Source organism: Enterococcus sp. DIV0358 (assembly GCF_051713465.1).
In the GTDB taxonomy this organism is placed as follows: Bacteria; Bacillota; Bacilli; order Lactobacillales; family Enterococcaceae; genus Enterococcus; species Enterococcus faecalis.
Map to the genome: position 1 here is coordinate 2017299 of NZ_JBIOPX010000001.1, position 14341 is coordinate 2031639.

The window sequence follows — 14341 nt, forward strand, 5'->3', positions numbered from 1 at the left end:
CCTGATTTGACTTTGAAAGTCAAAAAAGAGAAAACCGTAAAAAGCTACCGGTTTTCTCTTGGCATAAAAAAACTAGGACAGTATCCTGTCCTAGTTTCGATAACGCTCTTAGTTTTCTTGTAATAATTCTTTCACAATTGCGTTAACTTGGTTGCCATCGGCTTTGCCTTTGACTTTCGGCATCATAGCGCCCATCACTTTACCAAAATCTTTTGGTGAAGTGGCGCCAGTTTGCGTCATTACCTCTTGAACTAGTTGACGAATTTCTTCCTCTGTTAGTTGTTGAGGCATATATTTTTCAACAATTGCTATTTCAACTTTTACTTTTTCAACAAGATCGTCGCGTCCCGCCTTTTCAAACTCTGATAAAGAATCTTTTCTCTGTTTCATCTCACGAGACAATACAGTGAGTTCTTCTTCTCCGTTCAATTCACGGCCCGCTTTAATCTGATCATTTTGAATGGCAGTCTTTAACATACGAAGTACGGCTAAAGTTTCTTTGTCTTTAGCTTTCATCGCTGTTTTAATGTCGTCATTCAATGTGGTTAGCAATGACATACCACCAACTCCAATTCATTCAAAACTAGAATTTTTTACGTTTTCTAGCTGCTTCAGATTTTTTCTTACGCTTTACACTTGGTTTTTCGTAGAATTCACGTTTACGTGATTCTTGTAAAGTACCCGCTTTTGAAACGGAACGTTTGAAGCGACGAAGAGCATCATCAAGAGATTCGTTTTTACGAACGACTGTTTTTGACATGTTATTCCCTCCCTCCGAGCTTAAAAAGTAACCGTTTTTCTTATTTGTGGGAAAAACCCACAAATTAAAATACTGTCCTTGTTATATTATAGCTAAAGCATAAATAACCGTCAACCACTCTACTGATAAAATACGAAATTTTTGTTTGATTTTTCGTCTTATTCGCTATTTTTCGCAACAATCGGCACAACGACCAAGTATTTCAAAGCGATGTCCTTCAATTGAACAACCTTTTAACTGTTCTTCAAAAAAATTCATCGGACACATGTGAATTTCTTCCGTTTTGCCACAAACCGTACAAATAAAGTGATGATGATGTTCCACCTCTTGGCAACAACGGAAACGAAACTTTTGCTCGCCATTTAATTCTGTTTTTTCCAGTAATTCTAAGCGCTCAAAGTCATGCAAGTTACGATAAACCGTATCATAACTGACTCCTTTAAAGGTTTCATTCATAAATTCATACACTTCACGTGCAGAAACATACCGATTTCGCTTAATCAAATAGCTCATCAGTAATTCTCGTTTTTTAGTATATTTTAATCCACTGGCTTTCATGGTTTCTAAGGCTTGTTCAATATTGGTTTTTACTGGTGCCATCGCCATTTCCTCCCTCACCAACCTAAATCAGAATCATTACGAAATAGATTCTGGACTTATGGTATAATAAAATTATTAAAAATGCAAGAAAGGACTTACCCTCTATGACTATTTCTGAAGAAAAAAAATGTGTGACGATTTTTGTCATCTCAGATTCTGCTGGCGAGACCGCTTCAAAATTGGCGGCTGCTTCAATGGCCCAGTACCCCACTGTTGATTTTACTTTGATTAGACGAACATTCGTTAAAGACGAAGATAAACTGGTGCAAGCGTTAGAAGATGCCAAAAAAGCAGAGGCCATGGTACTGCATACTATCATTAATGATCATCTCGTGGCGATTGCTAATCAATTTTTCAATGAGCATCAATTGTTCCATTTTGACATTTTGACACCACCAGTTGCGGAAATCGAACGATTAACAGGTGTCGCACCCATGCGGGAACCAGGTGCCTTACATCATCTGAATGAAAATTATTTTAAACGAATTGAAGCAATGGAATTTGCTGTCAAATATGACGATGGCAAGGACCCACGAGGCTTTTTAGAAGCGGATGTGTTACTTCTTGGCGTTTCCCGAACTTCTAAAACACCGCTAAGTCTCTTTTTAGCCAACAAGAACTTAAAAGTTGCTAATTTGCCACTAATTCCTGAAGCACATTTACCGAAACAATTATTCGAAATGGACCCTAAAAAAATTGTTGGCTTAACCAATGATCCCAATGTTTTAAACGGGATTCGTAAAGAACGAATGCGCGCATATGGATTGCCTGAAAATACTTCTTATTCAGATATTGAAAAAATTCGGCGAGAACTGGCTTTTGCTAATGATCTTTATCAAAAATTAGGTTGTATCGTTATTGATGTCGCTTCTCTTTCAATTGAAGAAACTGCCTCAATGATTCTTAATGCTTTGAACTTAGAAGATCATAGTTATTATTCCACGGAAACAGCCGAGGATTAAAAAAAACGAGAAAAAATCACTAGTGATTTTTTCTCGTTTTTTTTAAAAGACTTGAACGCCTTCTTGATCAATATTGAAAATTTGGATGCTCGCTTTGGTAGATAATTTCTCCAAACTTTGAACAATTTCGTTGGTTCGTTCTTCTGGCGACAAGATTAGCACAGTTGGACCAGCACCGCTTAAGAAAGAGCCATAAGCACCTTTTTGCTGAGTTAAACGACGAATTTCTTTTAAGTGAGGAACCAATGAACGACGATACGTTTCATGCCATTTATCTTGTTCCATCATTTTGCCTGCTAAAGGTAAATCCCCGTTTAAAATTGCGGCAATCATAACATTGGCAATTGAGCTGGCCGCGACCGCTTCTTTATAAGTCAATTTTTCGGGCAAAACAGCGCGACTTTTTTCGGTAAATAATGGTTCCTCTGGAATAAATGCAATGACATCACACATTGGAAAGTGATGTTTGACATGGTAGACTTGGTTTTCTACATGGCTAGCCACCACGAAATCTCCTAAAATAGCTGGGGCAACATTATCCGGATGTCCTTCCATCTCTGTGGCCAAACGAACTTTTTCTTTAGGGGACAAATTTAAATGTGCTAGTCGGTTAGCTAATTCAATGCCTGCTACAATCACACTTGAGCTACTGCCTAGTCCTCTTGCAAGGGGAATGTCAGAAACCATCCGAATAACTTTTGGTGTTAATTCTGGTGCAATTTTCAATGCCGTTTGAATTAATAAATTCTCTTCATTAGTAGGAATCTCTTCTCCCAAAGTATGTTGAATTTCCCAAAATTCACTTTCACCTAAAACGTTGATTGTTAAATAAGCGGATAATGCAATGCCACATGAATCAAAGCCAGGTCCTAAGTTGGCACTAGTGGCAGGTACTCTTATTTTCATAGTGTTGCGACTCCTTTTCGTAAGTGCAGACGCATTTCTTCCACGTCACTCATTTTTGAAATAGCTACTTCTGTCTCCATTGCTGTATCCGGATCTTTCAATCCGTTACCAGTAAAGACTGCCACGACGGTTTCACCTGCTTTGATTTTACCGCTTTTAACATGTTGAATAACTCCAGCTAATGAAGCAGCCGAACCAGGTTCAATGAAAACCCCATCTTGAGCAGCAATTTTTCGGTAAGCCGTTAAAATTTCTTGATCTGTCACGGCATCAATGAAACCACCGGATTCATCCCGTGCCTGTTCTGCTAGTTGCCAACTAGCAGGATTTCCAATCCGGATCGCTGTTGCCACGGTTTCAGGTTGCTCAATCACTTGGCCTTTCACGATCGCTGCGGCACCTTCTGCTTCAAAACCATGCATTCTTGGTAAAGTTGTTCCTTGTTTTTCATGCCATTCTTTAAAGCCTTTCCAGTAAGCGGAAATATTGCCGGCATTTCCAACTGGAATCGCTAAGACATCGGGCGCTTGACCTAATTGTTCACAAACTTCAAAAGCTGCTGTCTTTTGCCCTTCTAAGCGATAAGGATTCACTGAATTAACTAGCGCAACTGCCTCAGTTTTCGCAATCTCTCGCACCGCTTTTAATGCTTCATCAAAGTTACCTGGAATCGAAATAATGTCTGCCCCATACATAATAGCTTGCGCCAATTTTCCCAGTGCGATTTTTCCTTCTGGAATCACTACATACGCTTTAATGCCTGCTCTTGTGGCATACGCAGCAGCGGCGGCACTAGTATTTCCTGTAGAAGCACAAACAATCGCTTTGGCACCTTCTTCTACCGCTTTTGCTACAGCCATCACCATCCCGCGATCTTTGAATGAGCCAGTGGGATTTAAGCCTTCGTATTTTCCATATAATTGAATACCTAATTCTTTGGATAAATTAGGTAAAGGAATCAGTGGCGTATTTCCTTCGGCTAAAGAAATCATTGGTGTTTTTTCTGTTACGGGCAAATACGCTTGATACTGTTTTAACAAACCTTCATACATGTTTACTCATCTCCTATAACCTTCATTACATTCAATAACTGAAAGGCTTCCGTATTTTGAATAGCTGTCACAACTTGTTGCATTTGTGCTTTTGATATCTGGTGTGTAATGGCAACAATTCTTGCTCGCTGTCCATCTGATTTCTGTTGAACTAATTGATCAAAGCTGACTTCTGCTTTAGTCATTAATTGCGTCAACTGCAAAAATTGTCCTGGTGTATCTGGAACATCTAATGAAAAATAGTACTGCCCAAATACATTTTCGGAACTCGTCAATTGGGTTTTATGTTGATACGAATTGAACATATGGCCAGTCGTTGCCAAGCGAATGTTTTTAGCAATCGTAATTAAATCACTGACCACACTGGTTGCTGTCGGTTTAGCGCCAGCTCCTGGACCGTAATACATTGATTCGCCCACGCCTGCACTTTTTATAAATACTGCATTGTACTCATTCCGAACAGATGCAATAGGATGCTTTTGATTGACTAGCATAGGCGCCACTTCCACCGAGATACTATTCTCATTTTGTTCAGCAGAGCCAATCAATTTGATTTCATACCCCAGTTGTTTAGCCATGGCGACATCATCTAAAGACAATCCGCGAATTCCGCGAATATCAACTTGTGGTAATGAAACATTCATCCCAAAAGCAAATTGACTTAAAATAACCATTTTATAGGCTGCATCGATTCCATCGACATCATTTGTCGGATCCGCTTCAGCAAATCCCAACGCTTGCGCTTCTGCTAAAGCTTCTTCATAACTTTTATCAGCAGAAACCATTTGCGTAAGCATATAATTCGTCGTACCGTTCACAATTCCTAAAACTTGTTGAATATTGTCTGCCGCTAAGCTATTAGCAATTGTTCTTAAAATAGGAATCCCGCCAGCAACACTTGCTTCGTAATATAAATCACAATGATGTTTTTGGGCTAACGCTACTAATTCACTCCCATGTTGCGCCAGTAAATCTTTATTGGCAGTCACAATATGTTTGCCCTTTTCTAAAGCTTTCATGATATAGGTTTTGGCTGGTTCAATGGTTCCCATTAATTCCACAACGATTTGAATCTCTTTATCTTCTAAAATATCATCAATTGAAGTTGTTAAAGACAGACCGTATTCTTCCGCTTGCGCTTGTTTCGTTTCAAGATTTCGGACAAATGCTTTTTCAATGACTACATTCATTCCTGTCACTTGTGAAATTTTCTCTTGATGTTCTTTCAAGAGAGTTAAAACGCCAGTGCCTACAGTCCCTAATCCTAGTAACCCGATCTTTAAGGTATCCTTCATTTTTACCTCCATCAACAGCGCTATTCTAGTTACGCTATTTTTTCCTACTTTTTATCGATGTTCAATATGCTCAAAGGTCTGATTTAAAATATCTATTACATGATGATCATCCAATGTATAAAAAATCGTTTTTCCTTCGCGACGTGCCTTGACAACCCGGCTATCTCTTAATAATTTTAGTTGATGAGAAACGGCGGACTGTTCCATTTCCAATTGTTCACTAATCGCCGTTACATTATGCTCGCCTTCTTTTAAAAGTAGCAAAATTCTTAAACGTGTTGGATCACTTAATACTTTATATAATTGACTTACTTGTTTGATTTCTTCCATTTGTTTCATTATAGTCGCCTCACTTTGCACTCATTATAACACAGAGTTTTTTAAAATAAGAACTGCGATTGTTCTTTCCTACGAAAAATATGGCACAAAGAAAGTTGGAAAAATGACAAACTTGTCGATTTTCCAACTTTCTTCATCTATTCGTGGTTGGCTTGCTGAACTGCATCCATCACGGCATAACGGAAGCCATTTTTTTCTAAAGCTACGACACCGCGAATCGTACTTCCTCCTGGAGAAGTCACTTCATCTTTCAATGCTCCTGGATGTTTTTTCGTGTCTAAGGCTAAGGTCGCCGTTCCTTTTATCATTTGAGCGACAATTTCATAAGATAAGTCCCTTGGTAACCCTTCTAAGACTGCTGCATCTCCCAATGCTTCCATAAAGATATCAACAAAAGCTGGACTGCAACCAGCCACAGTACCAAAAGTTTCCAGTTGCGCTTCACGAATTTCTTTGACTAACCCTAAAGTAGCAAGAAGTTCCATTACCAGTTCCTTCGTTTGGCCTTCAATTGTTGGTGCCAAGGCTACGCCAATCACGCCTTGATTCACGCTAACTGGTGTATTAGGAATGGCATGAACAACTTTGGCTTCTTTATTGCCAAGGGCCATTTGTGCTTCTTGTATGGTATGACCTGTTGCAACAGAAATCAATAGACTTTCGTTGGAAAAATGAGGAGCTAATTCCTGAAGAACAGGTAACACGACCTTTGCTCCTGTCGCAATAAAAATAACCTTACATTCTTGGAAAAGTGCATAATCTGTGACAAGTTGAAAGCCCCACTCTTTTTGAAGTGCTTCTGCTGTTCCACTTGAGCCACCTTTCACATATAAATGTTCCTTCTTGACTGCCTCAGCTTTTAGTAACCCTTTAATCATGGCACCGCCCATACTGCCAGCACCGATAAAGCCAATTTTCATAGCATTCCCTCCTTAGTTAAATAAAGTGTTTGTGTCAAAAGTCAATTAGCTTTTGACACAAACACTAACATTCGTACTTTTTTCCGTACAGCCTGTTTCGTTTATTTTATTTTGTTAATTCATTAACGACTGCTTCAAACGCAGCAATTTTTTCAGAAGCTTCTGAACTACTTGTTGCTTTTGTCGCTAGATAGAATTTAATTTTTGGTTCTGTTCCTGATGGTCGGATAGCAATCCAACTGCCATCTTCTAAATGATATTTCAGCACATCAGAAGGAGGCGTTTGTAATTGTTCTGTTTGACCATCTGCAAAAGTGCGTGTTAATTCTTTAAAATCTTCCGTTTGAGCAACTTGAATCCCGGCAAACTCAGTTGGCGCTTGTTCACGACATTTTGCCATTAAAGCTTTGATTTTACCGCTGCCTTCAATTCCGCTCATTGTTACGGAAATAGTTTTTTCTTCAAAGTAACCAAATTCTTCAAAGATATCTTGTAAACCATCGTATAATGTTTTTCCTTGTTTTTTATAGAAAGCCGCTACTTCTGCTAATAAAACTAACGCTTGAATTGCATCTTTATCACGAACAAAAGGTTTCACTAAGTAACCATAACTTTCTTCAAAACCAAACATAAACGTTTGACTGTGGTCTTCTTCGTATTGTTGAATTTTTTCAGCAATAAATTTGAAACCTGTTAAAACATTAAACATCTTCGTATTATATTTCTCAGCAATCGCTGTAGCAAGTTCACTAGAAACGATTGATTTTAGAACCGCAGCATTTTGAGGCAACGTGCCTGCTTGTTGATGGGCTTCTAAAATATAATGAATCATAATTGAACCTAATTGATTTCCTGTTAATACTTGGTAGTCTCCGTTTGGCATCCGCACAGCAGCACCTAAACGATCAGCATCTGGATCTGTTGCAATCAATAAATCAGCGCCTTCTTTTTCCCCTAAACGAATCGCGTATTCAAAAGCTGAATGTTCTTCAGGGTTTGGTGACTTAACTGTAGTAAAGTCAGGATCAGCAACGGCTTGCTCAGGTACTAAAACAAATTTTTCAAAACCGGCTTGTTTTAATGCCTTTTCTCCTAACATTTTCCCAGTTCCATGTAAGGGAGTGTAAACTAATTTTAATTCTTTACCCATTTCGTTAATTAATTCTTGATTAATCGTAACTGTTTTAATTTCTTTCAAATACGCGTTATCGACTTCTTCACCAACAATGTTAATTAAACCGCTGTGGGCAACTTCTTCATCTGGTAAGACATCAATTTTCAAAGGATTTTCGATACTACGAACATATTTAGTTAATGCATCTGCATCAGCTGGCGGCATTTGACCACCGTCTTCACCATAGACTTTGTAGCCATTATAGGCAGCTGGATTGTGAGAAGCCGTAATCATGATTCCCGCAAAAGCTTTAAAGTAACGGACCGCAAAAGATAATTCTGGTGTTGGTCGTAAGCTTTCAAACACAAAAGAAGGAATATCATGTTTAGCTAATGTTTTAGCTGCTTCCATTGCAAATTCTGGAGACATATGACGTGAATCATAGGCAATGGCTACACCGCGACGTTTTGTTTCAGGATCTTGCGTATCCATAAAACGTGCAAGCCCTTCTGTCGCTTGACGAACTGTAAAGATATTCATCCGATTAATACCGGCGCCTAAAATCCCGCGCATCCCGGCAGTCCCAAATTCTAATGGTGCGTAAAATGCATCTTCACATTTTTCAGGGTCTGTATTTAAGTCCTTTAATTCATTTTTTAAATTTTCTGGAATATTTTCTTCATTTAACCATTGTTGGTAAACTTGTTCCCAAGACATGGAAAACACCTCATTTGTTTTTTTGTTTTTACTTTTTAAGTATAGCATTGGATATTCGTTTAGAAAAGGGAAGTTGTAGCGTTTTCTCTCAGCAAATGATTTTTATAAGAAAAATCTTACTTAGTGTTCTATTTTTGTTTGTCTATTTTCAGAAAGCTGTCGTGTAATCCGTACCATTCGCTCACAAAAAAGAGGCATTTCTTCTGGTGAAATTCGGGAACAGTTCAAGCGAATACTTCCACGTTTTTCACTAAAAGCTACACTTGGTGCTACCAAAACACCTTCTCGTAAAAATACTTGCCAATCTTCTGGCTTAAGTGCCCCTTGACGCCAATGTGCCCATAAATAAAAGCCGCCTTTTACTGGCGAAACTTCCCATTCTGGCAACGATTTAAATACTTGATATACAGCTGTTGCTCGTTGTTCCACTTGTTTATTTAATAACGTAATTTTTTCAGAAAAAGAAGGATCTTCAATCGCCATTTTAGCGAGCATCTGCGGAAAAATACTCAACGAAACATCCATCATTTTTCTGGCTTCTGCAATTTGTTTCGTCACGGAGGCGGGCGCACTTAACCAACCAATTTTCGTGGTCGAACCTAAAATTTTTGACAACGAACCGATATACAAGACATTATCTGGATCTAATTTTTTTAAAGGAGGAATTTCTGTTTTCGGGATAAAACTTAACTGCCCAAAAACATCATCTTCTAAAATAGGAACTTGATACGTTTGACAGACTTTCACAAGCTGTTCTCTTTTTCTTAAAGGCATCACTGTCCCAGTCGGATTTTGAAAGGAAGGATTAACCATAACCATTTTGATGCGATGTTGTCGGATTGTTTGTTCTAGCGCTTCAAGATCAATCCCTTCATCTGTCATGGGCACACCAAATAAGCGCACACCAGCAGCTTGGAAAATTGGTAAGGCATAGAAGAAAGATGGATCTTCTACAGCAACACTATCTCCTTGTCTCAATAAAACTTGCAAAACTAAAAAAAGTGCTTGTTGCGCACCTGAAGTAAGCAATAAACTTTCACTTGGTAAATGAAGCTGATATTCCGTTGCTGTAATGGCTTGGATTTCTTTTCTTAACGGCAAATAACCTAATTCATCTTGTGCTTCCTCTTTTAAAAATTGTTTCCAATTTAATGCTGGAAAATCGAAACTGGGAATTAAGTCTAACGGCAACTCGCCTGTATACATATCTAAGTCAGTCGGCAAATTTTGTTTAGCTCGTAACTCAATCTCTGTCACCAAGGGATGAACTTGTTTGAACACATTTTGTTCTAAATAACGATGCCAATCCGTTCGTGGTGTCATCATTACCCCCCATTTCCCTTCGTTGACAATCGTTCCACTCCCTCTTTTTCGCACAATCCAGCCTAAGTCCACCAGTTCATCTAATGCATGAACAACGGTTGAACGATTGACAGACAAGTATTCTGCCAGTTTACGTTCCGAAGGGATTTTTTCGCCTGGTAATAATTCGCCTGTTTGAATCTTTTGAACAATCATTTCCATAATACTGCGATAAATGGGAACATTTTGTTCTTTTTTAAGTTGCCACATAGCAATCACCTCAATAATTGGATGAGTTAAAAGTAATCCAGTTTAATGCTTTTGTCAATCGAAAATACAAGAAAAGTGAGACAGCCGTTTTGACGAATGTCCCACTTTTCTGTTTTACTATTAACAGGTTTGTCTCAATGTTTGTGTAAAAATGCTTGGATGGTGTTATAAAAGATTCCTGCGAACATAAAGATTAACCAACTAAACCGCCAATCCCCTAAAACAAAACTAATAAATAGATAGAGTGCAACAACTAAGGGCCAATAAACGGATGCAATAATTGCACCGACAGGATTTCCCACAGGTCCTTCCTCTGTTTTTGTTTGTTGAGGGGCAAAATCAGAATGACCAACATGTTCTGAATAAAAATAAGTTTCATTCAACAATTTATTAAAACTTCCTTTAATTACTCCACCAAATATAAACAAGAAGACGCCAACCGATACTAAAAAGAAGAGCCAACTAATCCCCATCGTTCCATTATAATATTGTCCGCCCATCATTTGATGCATGGAACGGCGCATCATCAGATGAAGGCCACTACTAAAGACAACAACTGGGATTAAACCCAAAATACAAAAAACGACGCCCGCTGCCATACAAAAAATAAATGATCGTTGAAAACTTTGTTCTCTTTGTGCAACTTCTTTTTTTAACTTAATCGGAATCAATCGTTGCCCCAGTTGTTTGTCCATTGCAACAAACCGATTACCAGCAACAATAAATAATGGAACGCCGATTGCCACACCTATGAAAAGACAAACTAAACCAAGACCGTTAGAAAGAACACCACGCATACCAACCAGCAAGCCAACACCCACCATGATTGCAACAACACCAAGGCCAATTTGAATAGCACCTTTACGTTGGACAGCTAAATAGTCAAGTCCTTCCTCCACTGAAATTTCTGGCAAACCGTTCATTGAATCGTTTGTTTCATCCACTTGTTTATTTTCTAAATTCAATTCTTCCATTAATTCATCAATAGTACCAAATTCAGAAATAATTGTACCAATTGCTTCATTTTCCGATTTTCCTTGGCTGAGCAAGTCTTCATAACGATCCTCAGCATTTGCTAATAAGTCCGCCTTTAATTGTTTTGTTTCAGATGTTTCAACAACGCCTGAAAATAAGCTATCAATAAATTCTTCTATAATTTTCATTTTCCCATCTCCTTTACAAATGCTTCGACGACGTCTTTTGTTACTTCCCATTCTAGTAACTTTTCCTCTAAATAACGCTCTCCTGCATGGGTTATTTGATAATAGGTCCGCTTTTTGCCATGCGTTACTTCTCCTGGAAATGATTCAATGTAGCCATTTTTCTCTAAACGTGTAAAAGCAGAATAAAGTGTCGTTTCTTTAATCGAATATTGTTCTTTAGAAATTTCACGAATGCGTTTAGAAATCGCATAACCATATGAAGCGCCGGATTGTAAGATTGAGAGAATAAAGGTATCGTTGTATCCTCGAATTGCATCACTACCAATCACATAAATTCCTCCCTCAAGTACTTCAACTATCGTACTACGTCTGTCGTTGTAATTATCTTAACACGATTACTACGATAGGTAAAGTAAAAAAAGCACGTAATGCAGAAATCAATTTAATTTCTGCACTACGTGCTGTCTTCTTTTCAGTCTATAGTTGAATGTTAAATGGTATCACCATTAAAAATAGAATTTTTTACAATCACATAATCAACTTTACGAATCGCTTCTAAATCACGACCTCCCGCGTATGAAATGGAAGATTGTAAATCTTGTTGCATTTCGACTAAAGTATCTGCCAACTTCCCTTTATGGCGTAACCAGATTTTTTTGCCTTCAACGTTTTTCTTTTCGCCTTTTTGGAATTCAGAGGCGCTACCAAAGTATTCTTTGTAAACAACGCCATCTTCCACTTTTGTTTCACCTGGTGATTCTTCATGTCCAGCAAATAATGAACCAATCATGACCATAGTTGCCCCAAAACGCACAGATTTTGCAATATCTCCATGGGTCCGAATCCCACCATCTGCAATAATTGGTTTCCGAGCAGCTTTGGCACACCAACGTAAAGCCGCTAACTGCCAGCCACCTGTCCCAAAGCCAGTCTTAATTTTAGTAATACAAACTTTTCCTGGTCCAATCCCCACTTTGGTGGCATCGGCTCCAGCGTTTTCTAATTCGCGAACGGCTTCTGGTGTTCCAACATTGCCCGCAATAACGAACGTCTCTGGTAAAGATTTTTTCAAGTGTTGAATCATATTAATCACCGCATTTGAATGACCATGGGCGATATCAATTGTCACGTAGTCAGGAACTAAACCTTCTCGGGCTAACGTTTCAACAAAAGCGTATTCCCCTTCTTTCACACCCACACTAATTGACGTGATTAAGCCCTTTTGTTGCATTTTTTTAATAAATGGCACTCGCGCCTCTTCATCAAACCGATGCATGATATAAAAATAACCATTTTCAGCAAGGGTTTCCGCAATCGTTTCATCAATAATTGTTTGCATGTTCGCTGGAACGACAGGCATTTTAAACGAATGTTTTCCTAAAGTTACTGTAGTATCACATTCAGAACGACTATTCACGATACATTTATTGGGAATTAATTGGACATCTTCATAATCAAAAACTTTCATACTTACTGCCTCCTAGTTATTTACAAAAATAACGTAAAAACCGAACATTCGGTCATTTAACGTTCGTGTTTACAAACACCATTGTTAATTTACACTATTTACCGCCACTTGTCAAAGGCGTTTTAACGAAAATTAATCTTTTTACCCTTCTTGAACGTTTGGTAAAATGGCCTGCAATAAAATAGCAACAATTGAGGCAGTTGCCACGGGTGAACTAAATAAATATTGTAAAAATTGTGGTAGAGTTTCCAAAAACTCTTTTGGTAACAATGTCAACGCTAATGTCATAATAATCGGAACGGCAATTACATACATCTCTTTTTCATGAATTGTTACATCACTCATGACTTTCATTCCACTTACAGAAATGATGCCACAAACAACCACAAAAACACCGCCGATAACTGGTGCCGGAATGGCCGAAATCAAGGTGGAAAGTTTTCCAGATAAGCCAAATAAGACAAACCACGCACCTGCAGCCACAAAAACCTTGCGACTAGCAACCCCAGTGATTGAAATAATCCCAGCATTTGTAGAGTAACTAGTTACTGGCGTGCCGCCAATGAATGAAGAAACTAAGCAACCTAAGCCTTCACCAATTACGCCGCGATTAATTTTTTCTTCGGTCAAAGGTTCAGCGACAACATGACTCACAGCAAACCAAGTGCCTGTTGTTTCCGCCATTAAAACCAGATAAATAACTAACATCGTGGCAATGGCTGACCAGTCAAATTGGAAAGAAAAGTTAACTAATGGTAACTGAGGCAAACTAAACCAAGCCGCTTCACTAACGGCTGATAAATCAAGTACCCCTAATAATTGTGCCGCGATGCTCCCAAATAATAATGCCAAAATAACAGAAGAAACGCGGAAAATCCGCCCTTTTTTCAAAGCAGAACCTAAGAGCGCAAAGAAGATCAACGTACCCGCTGCTATAAATGCTAATAAAATATTTTGTCCTAATTCCCCTTTTGCGTGGTAAATATTATCCGATAAAGCGACTGGCATTAACGAAAGCCCCACCACAAAAATAATTGTTCCTCCCACAATTGGTGGAACAAATTTAGTGATTAAACGATTAAAGATACCAGTAAATCCTAATATAATAACAACAATTGCCCCCACTAAACTAGCACCTAAAACTGCGCCCCAGCCATTTCCTTGTTGGTTATTGGCAAAATAAATTCCTGCAATTGCCCCGATTGGAATAAATGAAGGGCCTTGCGCAACTGGTAATCTCATACAAAAATGAGATTGAATAATCGTGGCAAGTCCTGCTGCTATGAATGTTGCTTGGATTAAAGAAGACGTTTGTGCTGTGCTAATCCCAATAATTGAAGCAATGATCACAGGTACGACGTACACGTCCATTGCTAAGACATGCTGAATCCCTAACATAGTGGCCTGCCCAAAAGATACTGAATCTTCTGGCCCCACTGTTAAATGAAGATTATTTTGTTTCTTTTCACTCAT

General features: G+C 38.5%; 15 protein-coding genes. 1 reads left to right on the forward strand and 14 read right to left on the reverse strand.

Features of this window, described 5'->3' with window-relative positions; translation table 11 throughout:
• Positions 1–108: 108 nt before the first annotated feature.
• From IGK70_RS09705 to IGK70_RS09715, 3 genes are all read right to left on the reverse strand, one after another.
• Positions 109–558 (reverse strand): GatB/YqeY domain-containing protein, encoded by a 450-nt coding sequence (locus tag IGK70_RS09705; protein WP_002356741.1) that lies wholly within the window; start codon positions 556–558, stop codon positions 109–111.
• Between the two features lie 25 nt (positions 559–583).
• A complete protein-coding gene (gene rpsU / locus IGK70_RS09710; RefSeq protein ID WP_002356740.1) occupies positions 584–760 on the reverse strand; it encodes a 30S ribosomal protein S21 in 177 nt (58 codons plus the stop codon).
• A 165-nt stretch (positions 761–925) separates the two neighbouring features.
• Positions 926–1366 (reverse strand): Fur family transcriptional regulator, encoded by a 441-nt coding sequence (locus tag IGK70_RS09715; protein ID WP_002387080.1) that lies wholly within the window; start codon positions 1364–1366, stop codon positions 926–928.
• Between the two features lie 98 nt (positions 1367–1464).
• Between IGK70_RS09715 and IGK70_RS09720 the strand changes: the two genes are divergently transcribed.
• Positions 1465–2322, forward strand: a complete 858-nt coding sequence (locus tag IGK70_RS09720; RefSeq protein ID WP_002389973.1) for a pyruvate, water dikinase regulatory protein — start codon at positions 1465–1467, stop codon at positions 2320–2322.
• Between the two features lie 42 nt (positions 2323–2364).
• On the opposite strand, the gene thrB is transcribed toward IGK70_RS09720, so the two are convergent.
• From thrB to IGK70_RS09775, 11 genes are all read right to left on the reverse strand, one after another.
• Entirely contained in the window at positions 2365–3228 is an 864-nt protein-coding gene (thrB, locus tag IGK70_RS09725; protein ID WP_002359743.1) for a homoserine kinase, read from the reverse strand.
• Positions 3225–4280 (reverse strand): threonine synthase, encoded by a 1056-nt coding sequence (gene thrC, locus IGK70_RS09730; RefSeq protein ID WP_002356733.1) that lies wholly within the window; start codon positions 4278–4280, stop codon positions 3225–3227. The genes thrB and thrC overlap by 4 nt, the downstream gene beginning before the upstream one ends.
• Before the next feature lie 2 nt (positions 4281–4282).
• Complete coding sequence (locus IGK70_RS09735; protein WP_002356731.1) at positions 4283–5575, reverse strand: homoserine dehydrogenase; 1293 nt, start codon at positions 5573–5575, stop codon at positions 4283–4285.
• A gap of 51 nt (positions 5576–5626) precedes the next feature.
• Positions 5627–5935 (reverse strand): ArsR/SmtB family transcription factor, encoded by a 309-nt coding sequence (locus IGK70_RS09740; RefSeq protein ID WP_002382758.1) that lies wholly within the window; start codon positions 5933–5935, stop codon positions 5627–5629.
• 116 nt (positions 5936–6051) lie between these two features.
• The gene (proC, locus tag IGK70_RS09745; protein WP_010821004.1) at positions 6052–6834 is read right to left on the reverse strand and encodes a pyrroline-5-carboxylate reductase; all 783 of its coding nucleotides are present in this window, start codon (positions 6832–6834) and stop codon (positions 6052–6054) included.
• A gap of 106 nt (positions 6835–6940) precedes the next feature.
• Positions 6941–8665, reverse strand: a complete 1725-nt coding sequence (locus IGK70_RS09750; RefSeq protein ID WP_071981531.1) for a phospho-sugar mutase — start codon at positions 8663–8665, stop codon at positions 6941–6943.
• Between the two features lie 120 nt (positions 8666–8785).
• Positions 8786–10237 carry a PLP-dependent aminotransferase family protein gene (locus tag IGK70_RS09755; RefSeq protein WP_104855550.1) on the reverse strand — a complete coding sequence of 484 codons (1452 nt, stop codon included), beginning with the start codon at positions 10235–10237 and terminating at the stop codon, positions 8786–8788.
• Positions 10238–10371: 134 nt separating this feature from the next.
• Positions 10372–11400 carry a permease prefix domain 1-containing protein gene (locus tag IGK70_RS09760; protein ID WP_071981533.1) on the reverse strand — a complete coding sequence of 343 codons (1029 nt, stop codon included), beginning with the start codon at positions 11398–11400 and terminating at the stop codon, positions 10372–10374.
• Positions 11397–11729, reverse strand: a complete 333-nt coding sequence (locus IGK70_RS09765; protein ID WP_002356722.1) for a PadR family transcriptional regulator — start codon at positions 11727–11729, stop codon at positions 11397–11399. Before IGK70_RS09765 ends, IGK70_RS09760 begins: the two co-directional genes overlap by 4 nt.
• 161 nt (positions 11730–11890) lie before the next feature.
• On the reverse strand, positions 11891–12868 hold the full coding sequence (gene guaC, locus IGK70_RS09770; RefSeq protein WP_002356720.1) for a GMP reductase: 978 nt from the start codon (positions 12866–12868) through the stop codon (positions 11891–11893).
• Between the two features lie 141 nt (positions 12869–13009).
• Positions 13010–14341, reverse strand: coding sequence for a nucleobase:cation symporter-2 family protein (locus tag IGK70_RS09775; RefSeq protein ID WP_002359736.1), 1332 nt, complete (start codon positions 14339–14341; stop codon positions 13010–13012).